Origin of the sequence: Vibrio neonatus, assembly GCF_024346975.1 — a bacterium.
Classification (GTDB): Bacteria; Pseudomonadota; Gammaproteobacteria; order Enterobacterales; family Vibrionaceae; genus Vibrio; species Vibrio neonatus.
This window is the reverse complement of sequence record NZ_AP024885.1, coordinates 181,984-199,602: the sequence shown is the minus strand read 5'-3', so window position 1 is coordinate 199,602 and position 17,619 is coordinate 181,984. Positions and strand designations below refer to the sequence as shown.

At 44.1% G+C, this 17,619-nt stretch carries 16 protein-coding genes; 1 reads left to right on the top strand and 15 read right to left on the bottom strand.

The features are described 5' to 3' along the window. Positions 1-4: 4 nt before the first annotated feature. The 9 genes from rpe to OCU38_RS00890 all read right to left on the bottom strand — a co-directional run bounded on the left by rpe (position 5) and on the right by OCU38_RS00890 (position 8,065). Positions 5-676: a ribulose-phosphate 3-epimerase gene (rpe, locus tag OCU38_RS00930; RefSeq protein ID WP_261823447.1), complete on the bottom strand. Its 672-nt coding sequence runs from the start codon at positions 674-676 to the stop codon at positions 5-7. 104 nt (positions 677-780) lie between these two features. Continuing rightward, positions 781-1,602, bottom strand: coding sequence for a Dam family site-specific DNA-(adenine-N6)-methyltransferase (locus OCU38_RS00925; protein WP_261823446.1), 822 nt, complete (start codon positions 1,600-1,602; stop codon positions 781-783). A 67-nt stretch (positions 1,603-1,669) separates the two neighbouring features. Further along, entirely contained in the window at positions 1,670-3,109 is a 1,440-nt protein-coding gene (locus OCU38_RS00920) for an SPOR domain-containing protein (RefSeq protein ID WP_261823445.1), read from the bottom strand. Positions 3,110-3,131: 22 nt separating this feature from the next. Continuing rightward, positions 3,132-4,235: a 3-dehydroquinate synthase gene (gene aroB, locus OCU38_RS00915; RefSeq protein WP_261823444.1), complete on the bottom strand. Its 1,104-nt coding sequence runs from the start codon at positions 4,233-4,235 to the stop codon at positions 3,132-3,134. A 35-nt stretch (positions 4,236-4,270) separates the two neighbouring features. Then, on the bottom strand, positions 4,271-4,789 hold the full coding sequence (gene aroK / locus OCU38_RS00910; RefSeq protein WP_023402436.1) for a shikimate kinase AroK: 519 nt from the start codon (positions 4,787-4,789) through the stop codon (positions 4,271-4,273). A 151-nt stretch (positions 4,790-4,940) separates the two neighbouring features. Continuing rightward, positions 4,941-6,101 (bottom strand): type IV pilus secretin PilQ, encoded by a 1,161-nt coding sequence (locus tag OCU38_RS00905; RefSeq protein WP_261823443.1) that lies wholly within the window; start codon positions 6,099-6,101, stop codon positions 4,941-4,943. A 4-nt stretch (positions 6,102-6,105) separates the two neighbouring features. Continuing rightward, a complete protein-coding gene (locus OCU38_RS00900; protein ID WP_261823442.1) occupies positions 6,106-6,663 on the bottom strand; it encodes a hypothetical protein in 558 nt (185 codons plus the stop codon). Further along, positions 6,660-7,205, bottom strand: a complete 546-nt coding sequence (locus tag OCU38_RS00895) for a PilN domain-containing protein (RefSeq protein ID WP_261823441.1) — start codon at positions 7,203-7,205, stop codon at positions 6,660-6,662. Before OCU38_RS00895 ends, OCU38_RS00900 begins: the two co-directional genes overlap by 4 nt. After that, entirely contained in the window at positions 7,205-8,065 is an 861-nt protein-coding gene (locus tag OCU38_RS00890; protein ID WP_261823440.1) for a hypothetical protein, read from the bottom strand. The genes OCU38_RS00895 and OCU38_RS00890 overlap by 1 nt, the downstream gene beginning before the upstream one ends. 132 nt (positions 8,066-8,197) lie before the next feature. Between OCU38_RS00890 and OCU38_RS00885 the strand changes: the two genes are divergently transcribed. Continuing rightward, positions 8,198-10,858 (top strand): penicillin-binding protein 1A, encoded by a 2,661-nt coding sequence (locus tag OCU38_RS00885; protein WP_261823439.1) that lies wholly within the window; start codon positions 8,198-8,200, stop codon positions 10,856-10,858. A 56-nt stretch (positions 10,859-10,914) separates the two neighbouring features. On the opposite strand, the gene oxyR is transcribed toward OCU38_RS00885, so the two are convergent. The 6 genes from oxyR to argC all read right to left on the bottom strand — a co-directional run bounded on the left by oxyR (position 10,915) and on the right by argC (position 17,585). Next, entirely contained in the window at positions 10,915-11,805 is an 891-nt protein-coding gene (gene oxyR / locus OCU38_RS00880; protein WP_261823438.1) for a DNA-binding transcriptional regulator OxyR, read from the bottom strand. Between the two features lie 111 nt (positions 11,806-11,916). Continuing rightward, entirely contained in the window at positions 11,917-12,264 is a 348-nt protein-coding gene (locus tag OCU38_RS00875; RefSeq protein ID WP_023402429.1) for a RidA family protein, read from the bottom strand. Positions 12,265-12,537: 273 nt separating this feature from the next. After that, positions 12,538-14,412 (bottom strand): argininosuccinate lyase, encoded by a 1,875-nt coding sequence (gene argH, locus OCU38_RS00870; protein WP_021714278.1) that lies wholly within the window; start codon positions 14,410-14,412, stop codon positions 12,538-12,540. Positions 14,413-14,468: 56 nt separating this feature from the next. After that, positions 14,469-15,683, bottom strand: a complete 1,215-nt coding sequence (locus OCU38_RS00865; protein WP_021714277.1) for an argininosuccinate synthase — start codon at positions 15,681-15,683, stop codon at positions 14,469-14,471. Between the two features lie 77 nt (positions 15,684-15,760). Further along, on the bottom strand, positions 15,761-16,543 hold the full coding sequence (gene argB, locus OCU38_RS00860) for an acetylglutamate kinase (RefSeq protein ID WP_261823437.1): 783 nt from the start codon (positions 16,541-16,543) through the stop codon (positions 15,761-15,763). Between the two features lie 22 nt (positions 16,544-16,565). Beyond that, positions 16,566-17,585 (bottom strand): N-acetyl-gamma-glutamyl-phosphate reductase, encoded by a 1,020-nt coding sequence (gene argC, locus OCU38_RS00855; RefSeq protein ID WP_261823436.1) that lies wholly within the window; start codon positions 17,583-17,585, stop codon positions 16,566-16,568. Between the last annotated feature and the right edge of the window lie 34 nt (positions 17,586-17,619).

The window sequence follows — 17,619 nt, the reverse complement described above, 5'->3', positions numbered from 1 at the left end:
TTAATTATTTTACGTTCGCTAATTCGGCGCGCATTTCATTAATCACCTGTTGATAATCAGGTTGATTAAAAATCGCCGAACCTGCCACAAACATATCCGCACCCGCTTCTGCAATTTCACGAATGTTGTCGACCTTAACTCCACCATCGATCTCTAAACGAATATCACGACCGCTTGCGTCAATACGTTCACGCACAGCGCGCAGCTTATCTAAAGTGTTAGGGATAAATGACTGACCACCGAAACCAGGGTTTACAGACATCAATAAGATCATATCAACCTTATCCATGATGTAGTCTAAGTGAGTCAAAGGAGTGGCTGGGTTTAATACAACACCCGCTTTACAGCCGTGTTGCTTGATGAGTTGCAAAGTGCGGTCAACATGCTCAGACGCTTCGATATGGAAGGTAATCATGCTGGCACCCGCTTTAGCAAATTCTGGAACAATAGAATCAACAGGCTTCACCATCAGGTGAACATCGATAGGGGCGGTAATGCCGTAATCACGCAGTGCTTTACAGATAGGTGCGCCAAAAGTCAGATTTGGCACATAGTGATTATCCATTACATCAAAATGCACTACATCGGCACCGGCGGCTAATACACGCTCAACATCTTCGCCTAAACGAGCAAAATCTGCAGATAAAATAGATGGTGCAATAAGAAAGTCGTTCATAGCTGTTCCCTAGAATAATGCGTTCAATTTGCGCGCAATTCTACAAAAGCAAACCATAAACTAAAAGGACAATTTACAAATGAATGTCAATGTTGCGACTGATGTTAAGCATCACGATTAAACAAGGCTAACAATTCGTCCACCTTATTACGTCCTGCGCCATTTCGGCTAATGGTGCGCTTCACTTTCACCACATTCAGTTGCGCGCCATGATATAAGCGACGCGTTAATACTGTGTCATGGTTCGAGATCAGTACCGGGATGCCACGCTTATTGGCAGTGCGCTCGGCAACATCCGCTAACGCGGCTTGGTCATCCAGAGAAAAGCCATTGCCTGAATAAGTAGTAAAGTTTGAAGTGGTCGATAACGGCGCATAAGGTGGATCGCAGTAGATAACACTGCCTTTTCTGGCGCGCTTAAAGGTATCTAAATATCCTTCACAAACAAACGTCGCTTTACTGGCTTTTTCAGCAAAAAACTCCAGTTCTTGTTCTGGGAAGTAAGGCTTTTTATACGAACCAAACGGCACGTTAAAACCGCCTTTTTTGTTATAGCGACACAAGCCATTAAAACCGAAGCGGTTCATATACAAAAAGGCCACCGAGCGAAACTGAATATCATCGCTGGCATTAAACTGTTTGCGAACGTCTAAATACACCTCTTTTTGATTGTATTCAGCGGTGAACATGCGTTTTGCCTCATTGATATAAGGCTGCGGATCATGCTTTAACAGATTGTACAGATTGATAAGATCTGGATTGATATCAGCAAGCAGGTAGTGTTCATAGTCGGTATTTAAAAATACCGAGCCTGCCCCAACAAAAGGTTCAACTAGCTTTTTTGCTTGTGGTAGATGACGCTGAATATCATCAACGAGTCCATATTTACCACCTGCCCACTTTAAAAAGGCTCGTTGTTTTTTCATTGCTGGTCTTCACTACCCATAGTTTCTAGGACGCGGAATGTATCACAAAATGACATATGTCTCAGTGTTATTTTCCTGCCACAACCTCTTTGTGCACTTGTGACATCGACTTAACCCAAGGGCCGACACTTTGTACCGCATCGGGTAGCTGTTCAATTGCTTCACTGGCTTGCTTTACAAAGCGGAAGTCTTGATAGGTAATAATGTACCAAGTTTTACCTGAACGAGGCGTCGGATAAATGCGTACTTGGTTTTGCAATTGGTGTTCATCAATAAACGCCTGCACCTCTCCCATACTGCGCAATGCGCCAAGTTGTACCGTATAGCGCTTACTACTGATAGCCAGCAATTCATCTCGCGCAAAGGAGAAATGAACTCTTGGCTGAGTGTTATTGTCTTGTTCTGCAGATGCTACCGATGGAGTCGCAGCGACTGAAGTTGACGACTTCACTGTCGGCTTCACTACCTGCGTTTCGGTATCAATTAAAGAATCAACCACCTGATCTGGAACCACGACTCGCTCTTGACCACGACTATTGTCATCTAAAGTGATGGTTTTCTTGGTCACCGGTGGCGGCAATTGATGAGCATCGTCAGTCAGAGTTTGCTCTTCTTTTGCCGAAAAATCCGCAACCTGCTGGCTTTGCCCACTGAGAGATTCAGTGTTGGCTTTCTCAACATTGCTCGTTAATGCCTGATCGGGTGCATCGGGCTGCGAAGTGGAGTTGGAGCCAGATAATACCCACCAAGCAATTAACGCAATCACAATAATAAGAATGATCACAACAACGCCAGATTTGGCTGAGCCATTGTGAGAAGATAATGCAGTTTTCATTGGTTTCACTTTACTTCCTAATGCCATTAGCTCGCCCGGATACTGAGGGCAACGATTTGCTTTTTTACGAATACTGTCGCGCTTGTTCAAGCTTTCAAATTTTCTAAGCACCATCAACTCTAAGAAAAATTCCACTTCTGTTTTTGGCAGAGGCTCAATATTGAGTTGTACAGGTTGAGTATTAAATTGATGACATAGGGGCAGGATTTTCTTTGACAATAAGTCAGGGCCACATGCCATGATTACATTGATAGTCCATGTAGGGTGAGCTTGAATGCGCTCAACCAAATTCCACAAGGACAAAAGAATTTCTTCGGAGAATAAGCCAGCATCATCCACCAAAATAGTGAACTCAGCCGCCTGTAAGCCAAATGCTTGATCTAAATTTTCAAAAAGGGAGTGCTGCGCAGAATACGCCTGTTCAGTGGTCAGTTGTGCGAACAAGGATTCAGCCATGTCTTGTTCTGACATTGCGGAATCACCAAGCAACTTGGCTTTGTAACCAACAACACATTGTGAGAAATGACGCTCAAGAAGCCAGGATTTCCCTGCCCCTCTTGAGCCAATTAAAGTAACGAGATTCGAGCCAAAACGAGTCATTAGACGCAATTTATCTAACAATAACGCCTGTGATTGCAACTCCAATGTTCTGGCCTTATGAGATTGACTCATCCACTATCCCTGTATGTTACTTTTATTTACGTCCGTCCTCGATAGCTTGATAAACATGCGTAAGGTCGAGATCGCTAATCACTTTGGCACTACCAATTGCATCTGGTAACACTAAGCGTAAATGTCCCGCCAATACTTTTTTATCGCGCATCATATGCTTCATGAAGTCCTCACCAGACATGCTCTCTGGTGTGTGCACAGGTAAATCACAGGCAATAAGCAATGATTCAATTCTGTCGACATCAATGCTATCAAGCATTCCAGCATAAGCGGCTGTTCTTGCTGCCATTACGGTACCTGATGACACAGCTTCTCCATGTAGCCAGTTACCATAGCCCAATTCAGCTTCAATAGCATGACCAAAAGTATGACCAAGATTCAATAACGCTCGAATACCTGACTCTTTTTCATCTTGAGCAACAACATCAGCTTTAATTTGACAACAGGTAGCCACTGCTTTGATAACAGCACTACTTTCTAGCTCTGTCAGTGATTCGATATGTTGTTCTATCCATTCAAAAAATGGCTTATCTACAATCACACCGTATTTCACTACCTCAGCCATACCCGCCGAAAACTCTTTATCAGGCAAAGTGGCTAATGTATTGATATCAATAATCACGGCTTTAGGTTGATAGAACGCGCCTATCATATTTTTACCTAAAGGATGGTTAACCGCAGTCTTGCCACCAACAGAAGAATCTACTTGAGACAGTAAAGTTGTCGGAATTTGTACAAAGTCCACACCGCGCTGGTAACACGCAGCCACAAATCCCACCAGATCACCAATGACACCACCACCTAATGCAACTAAAAGTACGTCGCGGCTGTAGTTATGCTCAAGCAAAAAGCTCATCACATCATTAAAGGTTTCTAGGGATTTATATTGTTCACCGTCAGGCAGTTCTAAGACTTTTGTATTGCACCCTAACTCAACAAATTGTTGTTTCACTCTATCTGCATAGAGAGGACCAACGGTTGTGTTAGTGATAATAACCACTTGTTGCTGTGATAAATCTTTTGACGACGGGAATAGACTTGAAAAGAGGGCCGGGTTACCCAATAACCCAGCACCAATTGAAATTGGGTAGCTTCGCTCCCCTAAACTTACCGTGATCCGTTCCATGGGATGCTCTCCTCAGTAAGATTAACGTTGGAAGATTAACGCTCTTCCAACATTTTAACGATTTGATTTGCAACTATTTTTGCACTTTGATCGTCAGTTTTAACCGTATAGTCTGAAACTTCTTCATACTGTGGGTTACGCTCTGCAGCTAAAGCCTCAAGAACCTCACGAGGTTCATCAGTTTGCAAAAGCGGACGCTTTTTATCGCGATTAGTGCGAGCAAGTTGTTTTTCGATAGTGGTCTCTAGATACACTACCACGCCACGAGCAGATAGACGGTTGCGGTTTTCTTTACTCATTACTGAGCCACCACCGGTCGCAAGAACGATACCCTGTTCTTGGGTAAGGTCATTGATCACACCTTCTTCACGCTTGCGGAAGCCTTCTTCGCCTTCCACATCGAATACCCAAGCGATATCAGCGCCAGTGCGCTCTTCGATTACCGTATCAGAATCAACAAACTCCATATGAAGTTGCTGTGCTAGGTGTCTACCTATTGTGCTTTTGCCGGCGCCCATTGGGCCAACAAGGAAAATATTACGTTTTTCAGCCATGTTAAGCAGTATTTTACAACGTTAAAGTCAAATTACACCGCCACCTTCATTTTACCGCTAAATAGTCGGTATAGAGAAATGACGCCAAGTTCCTCACATATGAATCGTGATAAGACCCGAAATTATCTGGATTTGATCACTACATTGCAAATTATATTTTATCTTTTTTTGGAAAGAGGATGGATGGAGTAACAAATATCAACAACTCACTGCGTCCAAACTTGTCTGAAGTTCGCTTAAAAAAGCGACCAAACCAAGGAATATCAGAAAGATACGGCACTTTCTCTACATTTCGCGTAATGCTTTTCTGATAAATTCCACCCAGTACGATAGTTTCACCATTTTCAACCAAAACTTGCGTTTGCACACGTTGAGTGTCGATAGCTACCGATTCACCGATGCCAGTTTTGACCACTTGCCCAGGTCTGTCTTGGGTCACTATCAAGTCTAAAACCAGATGATTATCTGGCGTTATCTGCGGAACTACCTTCAAACTCAGCACCGCTTTACGAAATGAAATAGATGTCGCGCCACTAGACGCCGCTTCTAAATAGGGGATTTCAGAGCCCTGCTCAATATAGGCTGCCTGTTTATTGGTGGTGACTAACCTTGGACTGGAAATAATTTCGGCTCTTGATTCAGCCTGCAGAGCAGAAAGCTCTAAATCCAGTAAGGTATCTGAACCTAGTTTTGCCAATTGAAAAGCAACTGTGGAGGCATTCGGGTTGGCTAGTCCCAAGTTCACATTTAAATGGTCTGCCAAATCCGTACTGCCCTTTGATGCTTCAATACTAGGGGTGATTTTGCTATCCGTATTGATATTGCTAAAGCCCCAACGCACGCCAAGCTCATCCAATTCCCCCTCATTAATAGTGACGATTCTGGCCTCAATTTGTACTTGTTTAACTGGGATATCTAAAGATTCAATAATCTCAACGATGCGCACTAAATTGTCGGGATGGTCATAAATAAGTAGTGAGTTAGTTCTCTCATCGACCGCGATAGAGCCAAATTCTGAAACTGTCCCTACTCGGCGATGATGATCCAAAATATCGGCAATGTCTGACGCTTTAGCGTATTTAATTGCGAACAGTTGTGAGGATAGCGGTGGATGAACAGCTAAAGTATTTAATGTCTCTAGTGGATTAGTAGGCTGTGGTTTACTTGGTGTTAGGGTCACCACTTTAGCTGAGCTGTCGCTCGTCTTAACCACAGGTACCGAGAACCACTGCTGTTCCTCGGCCTGCTGTTCCTCAGACAGAACTGGGCTAAAAAAACCACACAAAATAAGGATGAAAGAAATACGTTGCATGTGATTACTCCCCTATTTCATCCCCAATAAAAAAGGCAAACACAAACCGCCCATCAACTCTATCGCTATGCACCGAATCCCGCGTTAGTGCCAGACTCTCTAGAGCAACAAAGTCTGAATATCCCATCACCTTTTGCACTAGGCTTCGCAGGGCAGAAAACTCTCCTTGCAACTCAATGGTAAGGTGATGGCTATGAGGTGCTTTATGCCACTGCCACACACTAAGTAGCGCCGCAGAATGTTGTAAATCGGCGGAGACATAATTAAACAGGTGCACTTTTGACAGTGTTAAGGGGCGGCTCATCATCAGCTGTTGATACTGAGCTTGATAATCTTGTTGTGGCTGAGCCAGTAATTCTAATTTCTTTAAAAAGATAAGATGCTCATGTTGCTTGGATAACAACTGCTGTTTAAGTTGTTGCTGTGTTGGCTGCATAAACCCAACCCAAACTCCCCACGCACCCAGCGCGCAGCAACTTGCAATCAATACACTTACCCCGTAAACCCAAGCTTTAGGGAAATAAAGCCAACGACTCCAGTCGTAAAACAGTAACCAACTCACAGTGCTTCATTGACCAATTGAAATGAGATCAAAAATAGAGTGCTACTTTGCCTATCATCGCGGGTCTTTGGCTGCAGTTGTTCAATCTGTAGATACTTTAAGAAAGGGGACGAGGCTAACTCATCCATAAAAGGGCTGAGTTGATGGATATGCTGAACCATTCCTTCAATTGCGCATTCTGAGTGTTGGCAAACAAAGCTCAATAAACTGATGCCTTGCATGGTTGGCTTATGCGGCAAAATATCGATAGGTAAAGGACGTTCACCTTGAGCATGATAACTCTGCGCTAACAGCAAGCGTTCGCGCCAGTTATTCTGCTGCTCAGCGATACTAGTCGCCTCAAGATGAATACGCTTCGCAGAAGTGACTTCCGAGGTTAATGCTTGTAGATCAGTGCGTAGCTGTTGTTGGTATTGCGCAGCAAACCCAAACCCTATCAGCGCGCCAACTAACACTAACAAGGGCAACAAAGTAAGACGTAAGATAAAAGCCCACTTTTTACGGCGCGCTATTTGCTCTCGCCAAGGAAGAAAATTAATCATTAGAGCATCTCACACCACGACATTGCCCCAAGCGCACAGGCAAGTGCAGGATAATACGAGCTAAATGCCATCAGTTCCGTCTGTTCAACTTTATCCTGCAACAATTTAGAGGCATCAATACAATCAAGGTTTGAATCGTTCGCGGTTTCATCTTGGAAGTGAGTTACTTGTGCTTGAGTCCCAAATAACAATAAACACAAATTAGAACTTTCTGGATGCAAGTTCAGCGCAGATTCATGTTGACGTAAGCTCTGGGTCAGCTCAGAAAAACTATACGGATTGGCATCAAGTGTGTGAGTGGCGAGTCGCCCATCAAGAGATAAGGCGGTGATTTTGTCATCGCTGATTTGTACGGCGTAATCAGCCTTTAACCGCTTATTTGCTAACAAGTGCTGACTCAAGATAACTAAATCCGTCAGTGCCCACCCCACCACATTAATGGTTAAGCTAGTTTCATTTAGTAAGGTATCCAATGTCTCCTTTTTACAGATAAATAAGTCGAGATCCTCTGCTTCGCTTTGATCGACACTGCGCTTATAGTCATAGGCAAGTGGGTCTTGCCCTAACACTTGAGATAGCTGTTCACGCACATAAGATGACTCTTCATCGGCGGATAAAGGTGAATTTATAACAGAACTCTTACGTAACACCTCTTCAAATTGTAAGCTTATTGCGACACAATTCCGCCATTTTGGTAAATGCTTATTTAGCTCTGCGCTAACGGATTTCCAATCATTTTTACTTTTAATCGGATAAGTCAGGCAATCCTGTATTTTCCATCCCGATTTACCGTTCTTCAGCACAACACAAATCAGTTTGTTTTGACGTATGGAAATACCGGAAAATATGGAATAAAGCATACAAATCCCTGTTAAATACAGTAAATATCAAAAATTTAGGTAGCCAACTAAAAAAGCGGTTACACTAAGTTAGTGTTTATGCTCGTTGTTAATATGAGCAAATTTAAATCTTTCAAAAACAAGGAAACTTGGGTGAAGTTCATAAAGATTACATTAGTCCTTGCACTGATTTGCATCGTTCTTGGGCTAGGTACAATTTTTGGTTTTTACTATTATCTGAAGCCCCAATTGCCGGATGTGGCAACGCTGAAAGATGTTGAACTGCAAACACCAATGCAGGTGTACACACACGACGGTAAACTGATCGCCCAGTTTGGTGAGAAGCGTCGTATCCCTTTAAAACTTGATCAAATCCCTCAAGAACTGATTGATGCTGTTATCTCTACCGAAGATAGCCGCTTCTATGAGCACTATGGTTTTGACCCTATTGGTATTACTCGCGCCGCTGTCGCTGTAATCTCAACAGGTTCAGCCAGCCAAGGGGCAAGTACCATTACTCAGCAGTTAGCTCGAAACTTCTTCTTATCCAATGAGAAGAAAGTAATGCGTAAAATTAAAGAGATATTTATCGCCGTTCACATTGAGCAGTTATTAAGTAAACAAGAGATCCTCGAGTTATACCTTAATAAAATCTACCTAGGACATCGCTCCTATGGTGTAGGTGCCGCTGCCCAAGTTTACTTTGGTAAAAGTCTACAAGACCTTACGCTAGGTGAATTGGCAGTTATTGCCGGCCTACCAAAAGCGCCGTCAACCATGAACCCTATCTATTCTATCGATCGCGCCACCACGCGACGTAATGTGGTACTGGGCCGAATGCTTGCTGAGCAAAAAATCACTCAACAGCAATTTGATGATGCGACAGCAGAAGATCTGTTAGGTGAGACTCATGGCGCACAGCCACAAGTAAGAGCGCCATACGTGGCAGAAATCGCTCGTGCTTGGATGGTGAAAAAATTTGGTGAAGGAGCGGCTTATACCTCAGGTATGCGCATCTACACCACGGTAGATTCAAAACTGCAAAATGCAGCTAATATTGCGGCTGTCACTAACCTTGTGAACTACGACGAACGTCATGGTTACCGTGGTGAAGAGAAAGTCGTTTGGGCTGCCAATGCAACCGCTATGGATCAACCCGCTCTAGAGAAATACCTACGTACCCAACCAAGCTATGGTGCTATGCGCCCGGCAGTGATCACTAACATTGAGGGTAAAACGGCTCAAGTCTTCATTAAAAGTTATGGTTACCAAACTATAGAATGGGATGGCATGAGCTGGGCTCGTCGTTATAAAACCGATAAGAGCCAAGGTCCTGCACCGAAAAGCGCATCTGACATTCTAGAAGTTGGCCAGCAAGTTTGGGTTCGTCCAACGGACATAGCTCGCGCACTGACTCCTGTAGAAACGCCTGTCGTTGATACAAAAGCAGATACTGAGCAACAACCAGCAGAAGAACCAGCGCCGATTGTTTGGCGACTAAGCCAAATCCCAAGCGCGAATACGGCAATGGTTTCTATTGAACCAACCTCAGGACGTATTACCTCATTGGTTGGCGGGTTTAACTTTGTACACAACAAGTTCAACCGTGCTACTCAATCGTTACGTCAGGTAGGCTCAAGTATTAAACCATTTATCTATTCGGCTGCGATTGATGATGGCATGACTTTGGCAACCTTGATCAACGATGCCCCTATCAACCAATGGGATGAGAGTGCTGGCACTGCGTGGCGTCCTAAAAACTCACCACCGACTTATCTTGGTCCAACACGTCTTCGTATCGGGCTTGCTCAATCGAAAAACGTAATGGCGGTGCGTGTATTGCGTGCTGTGGGTCTGGATAAGACTCGTGATTATCTGACTCGCTTTGGCTTTGCTAAAGAGAACACGCCTCGCTCAGAAACCATCGCACTAGGTGCCGGTAGCTTGACGCCGGTGCAAATGGCGCAAGGTTATTCCGTGTTTGCCAACGGCGGTTACTATGTAGAACCTTTCTACATTGAACGTGTAGAAAACCCATATGGTGAAGTTCGTTTCCAAGCTAACCCAACGGTTATCTGTAAAACTCACTGTGACAACACCTTAGTAACTGACGTGACTAAACACGCTCAAGATCATGAAATGAAGCTAACAGAGCTAACCAATGACAAAGGTGAAACTATTCAGGCTGAGCATACTCAACCAAGATACGCACCAAGAGTGATTACCCCACAAACCGCTTTCTTAGTCAGAGAGTTGATGTACAGCAACATCTGGGGTGGTGGTAACTGGTCTAAAGGTACAGGCTGGAATGGCACAGGTTTCCGTGCGCAAACCCTAAAACGTCGTGATATTGGCGGTAAAACAGGTACCACTAACTCATCGAAAGATGCTTGGTACAGTGGCTTTGGTCCAAATGTTGTTGCCGTTACTTGGGTTGGTTTTGATAATCACAACCGCAACCTAGGACGTACTAGCAAAAACGCTAACCTAGGCTCTAAACAAGCCTCTGGCGGTGAAGCGGGGGCGAAAACAGCACAACCTGCGTGGATTGACTTTATGCGTGTGGCATTGGCTGATAAGCCAATTAAACGTAAGCATGTGCCTAGACACATCATTCAAGCACGTATTGATCGTAGTTCTAGCCTACTGACACAAAAAGCCGACGAAACATCTCGCTTTGAGTATTTCCTAGAAGGCACAGCGCCGACAGAATACGAACCTGAAAACACTAGCAATGGATTCTACGGCGAAGATATTTTCTCCAGTGACTCCTCTGATAGTGAGGATGGCGAAGATAGCGGAAGCTTATTCTAAGCATTAGAAACACAAAATCCCCAGACAATGTCTGGGGATTTTTTTATCTCGCTTAATCAAGACTCTTGCAAGCTAGTGGCGATATACTTTGCTAATGCCTCAAACCTTGGTTTGAATGGTGAGCCCGGTCGATAAGCCAAAACCAATTTTCTACAGGGTTGAGGGTTGACCGCTTCAATATAGCTTACGCCATCTTTGGATTTTTCCTGTGGCACAGCTAATTCTGGTAACAGAGTAATACCCGAGCCCGCAGAAACCATATTTCTCAGTGTTTCCAAGCTGGTTGCTTTAAAGCGTTGATCTTCCACTGCGCCAGAAGCAAAGCAAAACCCTAGTGCTTGATCTCGCAAACAGTGCCCATCCCCTAAAGAAAGTACGGTACTGCCTTGCAACTCCTGCATATCCAGTTGTTGTAACCCGCCCCATCGATGATTTTCAGGAACCGCCAGAACTAATGGTTCTTCATAAATATCTAACTCATTAAAAGGTTCGGTTTCTTTTACTGCGGCCAGAATAAGACAATCCAGTTTTCCCTCTTCCAATTGTGAAACCAGCTGATGCGTTTGCGCTTCATACAGGAACATTTCCAAATCAGGAAAATCATGTTTTATCTTAGGTACAATCAGCGGCATCAGGTATGGGCCTACCGTAGGGATAAAGCCTATATGTATCGGCCCATGCATTGAATCACCCTGTGCGCTGGCCATTTCAGTAAACTGCTTAATTTCAGCAAGTACCTTCTTGGCTTGTTCGACAAGTAACAGTCCAGCATCGGTAAACAACACTTTACGACTGCTTCTTTCAAGTAAAGCGGTACCTAATTCATCTTCAAGTTTACGAATTTGACCACTTAACGTCGGCTGACTCACAAAACAGGCTTCAGCGGCCTTACGAAAATGTTTGTGCTCGGCCAAAGACACTAAATATTCAAAATCTCTAATATTCAAAAGTTGTTCTCAATAATATTTACCTATCAATAAGGTAACACCAAACGTTAATACCTATCAAAATAGTTTTTAATAACGTGGGGAACCCTTCAAAAATAAGATTAGATTGAGTTATTTTTCTGCAGCAATCACTGAGATTTCAACTAACAGAGCTTCACGAGCCATATCAGCAGTGACACACGCTCGTGCCGGTGCATGACCTTCTGGTACCCAAGCATCCCAAACGGCATTCATTTCTTGGAAATCTTGCATGTCTTTGATGTAGATGGTGGCAGACAGCATATGCTCTTTATCACTGCCCGCTTCGAGTAGCAATTCTTCTACTTTATCCAGCATAGTTTGGGTTTGCTCAGTAATGCCTTTAGTGGCATCGGCACACACCTGACCACATAGGTAAATCGTTCCGTTGTGCTTAACAATACGGCTCATTCGTTGTTTGGTTTGTTGACGTTCAATCATGGTATTTTTATCCCCTTAAAATAGAGACGGCATTGTAAATAAGTTCATGTTTATGGGGCTAGATGAATGATTAGAAAGTGTCTATGAGATCGAATAGCAAATGACAGAAAATCGCTACCGCGCATAAAAACAAAGGGCCCCTGAACAGATTTGCTCAAGGGCCGTCTTAGAAATGGTCTAAGAAAAGCAGTGGTATTGTTATAGACACTGCTTTTTTAAACTAGTTCCTGATATTTAGCATAGTGCTGTTATTTAGCATAGTGCTGTGCAACATTAAGCGACGTTGACCGTAGCTATTATTTGCTCATTAAGGTTCAGCTCCAATGCCACTTCATCACATGCGTGTTGACGTGGACATTGTTCACAGTCTTTTAGCACTTTCTCTGGTAGTAGCATTTTTGAGGTCGGAATGAAGTGATGCTTCATAAAGAACTCTGGCGTTCTAGTCAGTACAAAGACTTTCTTAATCGCCATTTGACGAGCTCGTTCTACCAAGTGCTGTACAACCGCTGTGCCTTGACCTTGTCCCTGCCAACCCGCCTCTACACCTAGAGAGCGAATTTCAGCTAAGCCTGAGTCATACACATACAGAGAAGCACAACCTGTCACTTCACCAAGATGCTCTGCGACCGCAAAAGAGCCAATATCACGGATCAGTTCACTGCGGCTACGCGGCAAGTTTTCACCTAAGCCAGCCCAGTAAGCCACCATACCTTCTAAGGTATCGATATCAGTGAGGCGAGCAGCGCGAACTTTAACGCCAGAGGTGTCTCTTTGCTCTAAACGTTGCTGTGCTTGTTCAACCGCATGCGCCACCTGTTGCGGGCTTACACCGCCCAGTGCTGAACGCTTCTCAAGACAAGAATCTATGGTCAGAATCTCATACACGTCATGCTCAATAACATCAGAGAACTGTTTCAGCTCTTCAATGCTCAACTCTTCCAGTGCGCAACCTTTAGCAATGGCCGCCACGACCGCAACCCCAACAATATGGTGCGCTTCACGGAATGGAATGCCTTTCGCTACTAGGTAATCAGCAAGCTCAGTAGAGTTCGCATAGCCTTGTTTCGCCGCTTCAAGTGTACGTTCACCGTTCACTTTAATGCCTTCAAAACACAGACCCGCCATTTCCATACAATCATTCCAAGTGTCTAAGGCGTCAAATAGACCTTCCTTATCTTCTTGCATGTCTTTGTTGTACGCTAGTGGCAATGCTTTAACTGTCATCATCATGCCCGCCAGTGAACCGTACACACGGCCACACTTACCACGAATCAACTCTAGTGCATCTGGGTTTTTCTTCTGTGGCATCAATGAAGAACCTGAAGTCACAGTGTCAGCCAATTCAATGAAGTTAGACTCACCTGAGTTGTAGAAGATCATATCTTCTGCCAGACGAGACAGATGCAACATTGACAGTGATGCAATCGACATCAGCTCCATAACATGGTCACGATCAGAAACAGAATCTAGACTGTTACGGGTTGCACGACGAAAGCCCAATGAATGCGCGAGTTGCTCTCTATCCATTGGATAAGCCGTACCCGCCAATGCGCCAGAACCTAGCGGACAAGTATCCAAACGCTTGATTGCGTCACTCAGTCTTGAGTAGTCACGCTCTAGCATTTCAACGTAGGCAAGACACCAGTGTGCAAAAGTTACCGGCTGAGCACGCTGTAAGTGCGTGTAGCCTGGCAATACAGTGCCTTGATGTTGCTCAGCAACAGAAACCATTTTGGTTTGCAGTTTATCTAGAGCAATCAACAGTTGATTACCTTGCTGACGACACCAGAGTTTAAGATCCGTTGCTACCTGATCGTTACGTGAACGACCGGTGTGTAGCTTCTTACCCAGATCCCCGACTTTGCCGATTAACTGTTGCTCTACCCATGAGTGGATATCTTCAGCATCAGATTGAAGGATCTGTTCAGGATCCTCCATCACTTCCAGTTTTAGCTCGTTAAGTGCTAACTCAAGTTTCTGTTGCTCTTCTTCTGTTAGAACATTGACCGAATGCAGAGCCTTAGACCAAGCGATCGAGCCAACAATGTCTTGCTCAGCCAATCGGTAATCAAAGCGAAGTGAATCGTTGAACTGTTTAAACCGAGTGTCTGCTGCTTGGGTAAATCTACCGCCCCATAATGCCATTGTGTTCTCCTGAAATTCCTTAGTCTAATGCTGCTTACTTTATTCTATTTTTAACGCTATTTCTTTAATTCATTAAGAGCGCGGATTCTGCTTGAAAGCGAGTACAGACGGATAAAGCCTTCAGCATGGCTTTGGTCGTATACTTCGTCTTCGCCGAATGTAGCAAACTCTTCAGAGTAAAGGCTGTTGTCAGAACGTTTCTGAACAACGGTTGCTTGACCTTTATACAGTTTAATCACTACTTCACCATTCACATCTTGAGCCAGTTCATCTGAAGCAGCAAGGATTGAACGACATAGTGGAGTAAACCAACGGCCATCATAGACAAGGTGAGACGCTTTTACGCCCAACTCTTCACGGAATTCAAAAGCGGCTTTATCAAGCACAAGTTGCTCAACAGCACGTAGCGCTTCCATGATGATAGTGCCCCCTGGAGTTTCGTAACAACCACGAGATTTCATACCAACAAGACGGTTTTCTACGATATCAATACGACCAACACCGTGTTTAACGCCTTTTTCATTTAAGAATACTAGCGCGTTGTATGGCGTCATTTTCTCGCCATTGATCTCAGTCACTTCGCCTTTTTCAACTTTAACAGTCACTGTTTCTGATTCGTTTGGCGCTTGCTCTGGATCGACTGTCCATGCCCAGCAATCATCGTTTGGCGCATTCCATGTATCTTCTAGAACGCCACCTTCTGTTGAGATGTGCCATGCGTTTGCATCACGAGAGTAGATTTTAGTCAGTGATGCAGAACAAGGGATGTTACGCTCAGCTAGGTAATCTAGACACTCTTCACGGCTTACTAGATCCCACTCACGCCAAGGCGCAATCACATGTAGGTCTGGTGCTAGTGCTGCAAATGCGCCTTCAAAACGAACTTGGTCGTTACCTTTACCTGTACAGCCGTGACACAGTGCGTCTGCACCTACTTTACGTGCCACTTCAACTTGAGCCTTAGCAATAATAGGACGTGCCATAGAAGTACCTAGTAGGTACTTACCTTCGTAGCATGCGCCTGTTTTTAGTGTTGGGAAGATGTAATCTGCTACCATTTCTTCTTTTAGGTCAGCAATGTAACAAGCCGATGCACCTGATGCTTTCGCTTTTTCTTCGATGCCTTGTAGCTCTTCTTCGCCCTGACCTACATCAGCCACAAATGCCACAACTTCACAGCCGTAGTTTTCTTTTAGCCAAGGGATAATAACTGATGTATCTAGGCCACCAGAGTAGGCTACAACAACCTTGTTTACTTTAACTTTGCTCATACTAAATTCTCCGATAAATAGGAACGTTGCTTGTGGAACATTCCTAATAATTGTTATTTACTAAATGTAATTGCCTACTATTCAGGCTGAAAAAGGGTGCCAACATTTTGTCCGGCAAACAGTTGTTCTAATTTTTCTGGGTAGCGCCAAGAAGCGACTTGGATAGGTCGACCTAAATCGCTAGCCGCTTGCAGTGCAGCTTGAACCTTGACGATCATTCCATCAGTGATCACTTGCCCATGAATTAATTCATCCGCATGAGATTTATCTAAACTCTCAAGTAGATGTCCTTTGCCATCCAGTACACCACTCACATCAGATAGCAATGCCAATTCCGCATCCAAAGCACCCGCAACGGCTACGGCGGCTTGGTCGGCATTAACATTCATCATTTGCCCAGCTGTTGTTAAACCAATTGAGCTAATGATCGGTAATGTGTTGGTTGCCAAAATGGCTTGTAATAAACTTGCGTCACCAGGCGTTGCTTTACCAACTGCGCCCAATTCTGGATCAAGTTGTTCGATATGACACAATCCGCCATCGGCAAGACATAAGCCTGCGGTTTTTAAACCCGCTTTAATCGCTTCGCCTTGTAGCATTTTGTTGGCTGTGCCCGCTAGTGCGCCTGTAATTAGAGGGATCTGCTCTTGTGGAGTCACACGCAGTCCATCTTTTTTAGTGGAAGTAAGCTGTAAGCTATTTAGCAATTCATCCACTAAATAACCGCCCCCATGTACCACAACAATTGAGCGTTGAGATTGTTGAGATGTTTGCTCAATCGCCTTAAATAACTTAGACAAGGTTTCGCTGCATTCAAGTGCTGCTCCACCTAATTTAATCACTAACGGTAATGTGCTCATAAATGACTTCCTTTGCGACGACTTAAAACAACGCTGTTGTTTCAGGGAATTGATTACGAATATTCAAACATTGCATTGCTTGCGCAGATGCCCCTTTCAATAGGTTATCAATCGCAGAAACGACGATAAGATGTTGACCTTGTACTTTCCAACCAATATCGCAGAATGGTGTGTATTCCACGTCTTGTATTTTAGGCATATCTTGATGCTTTAGCCTTACTAACTCAGCGTCGTTGTAGGCTGCAATAAAGGTTTGCTCTACTTGTTCTGCGCTCACGTTGTCAGCTAGCTTGAGGGTAATTGTTGCTAAAATACCGCGTTTAAAATTACCTAGGTGAGGAGTAAAGATCACCTCTTGTCCTAAATGATTAGCAATTTCAGGTTGATGACGGTGAGTAAATACACCATACGCCTGTAAGCTCACTTCGCAAAAGCTATTGGTTTTGCTGGCTTTGATACCTGCGCCAGAAACGCCACTCACTGCATTGATAACCGGCCATTGCTTGCTATCTAATAAACCCGCTTCAATAATTGGCTTAATCGCCAATTGCGACGCAGTTGGGTAACATCCTGCTACAGCCACTAGGTCAGTTTGTGCAATCTGCTCTTTATTCCATTCTGCTAGGCCATACACGGCTTGTTCAAGTTCTGCTAAATGTTCGTGCTCAAAACCGTAGTATTGAGTGTAGAAATCATCGCCTTGCACTCGGTATGCACCAGACAAGTCAAACACCTGACAATGATGGCTTAGAAATACTGGCGCTAAGTCGTGACTCACTTGGTGAGCAGTAGCAAGGAAAACAATATCAGCCTGCTGAGCGACCGCATCCACATCGTTAAGTGGTAGCAGTGGCATATCAATTTTACCAAGTAACTTGCCATGTAACTGACTAATAGGCTTATTTGCGTCTAGACTGTTGGCTGAAACATACAAACCTGATAGCGTGAGACTAGGATGTTTAAGTACCATATTGGCAAGTTCAGCGCCGGTATAACCGCTAGCTCCAATAATCGCTACTTTAAGTTGTTTTTCGTTAATCATCAGCCGACTCTATAAAATTGATTATTAATGTAAC

Excerpts from the sequence above, each read along its gene's own strand:
- rpe (WP_261823447.1), bottom strand. The coding sequence starts at position 676 with ATGAACGACTTTCTTATTGCACCATCTATTTTATCTGCAGATTTTGCT.
- OCU38_RS00925 (WP_261823446.1), bottom strand. The coding sequence starts at position 1,602 with ATGAAAAAACAACGAGCCTTTTTAAAGTGGGCAGGTGGTAAATATGGA.
- OCU38_RS00920 (WP_261823445.1), bottom strand. The coding sequence starts at position 3,109 with ATGAGTCAATCTCATAAGGCCAGAACATTGGAGTTGCAATCACAGGCG.
- aroB (WP_261823444.1), bottom strand. The coding sequence starts at position 4,235 with ATGGAACGGATCACGGTAAGTTTAGGGGAGCGAAGCTACCCAATTTCA.
- aroK (WP_023402436.1), bottom strand. The coding sequence starts at position 4,789 with ATGGCTGAAAAACGTAATATTTTCCTTGTTGGCCCAATGGGCGCCGGC.
- OCU38_RS00905 (WP_261823443.1), bottom strand. The coding sequence starts at position 6,101 with ATGCAACGTATTTCTTTCATCCTTATTTTGTGTGGTTTTTTTAGCCCA.
- OCU38_RS00895 (WP_261823441.1), bottom strand. The coding sequence starts at position 7,205 with ATGATTAATTTTCTTCCTTGGCGAGAGCAAATAGCGCGCCGTAAAAAG.
- OCU38_RS00890 (WP_261823440.1), bottom strand. The coding sequence starts at position 8,065 with ATGCTTTATTCCATATTTTCCGGTATTTCCATACGTCAAAACAAACTG.
- OCU38_RS00875 (WP_023402429.1), bottom strand. The coding sequence starts at position 12,264 with ATGATTGAACGTCAACAAACCAAACAACGAATGAGCCGTATTGTTAAG.
- argH (WP_021714278.1), bottom strand. The coding sequence starts at position 14,412 with ATGGCATTATGGGGCGGTAGATTTACCCAAGCAGCAGACACTCGGTTT.
- OCU38_RS00865 (WP_021714277.1), bottom strand. The coding sequence starts at position 15,683 with ATGAGCAAAGTTAAAGTAAACAAGGTTGTTGTAGCCTACTCTGGTGGC.
- argB (WP_261823437.1), bottom strand. The coding sequence starts at position 16,543 with ATGAGCACATTACCGTTAGTGATTAAATTAGGTGGAGCAGCACTTGAA.
- argC (WP_261823436.1), bottom strand. The coding sequence starts at position 17,585 with ATGATTAACGAAAAACAACTTAAAGTAGCGATTATTGGAGCTAGCGGT.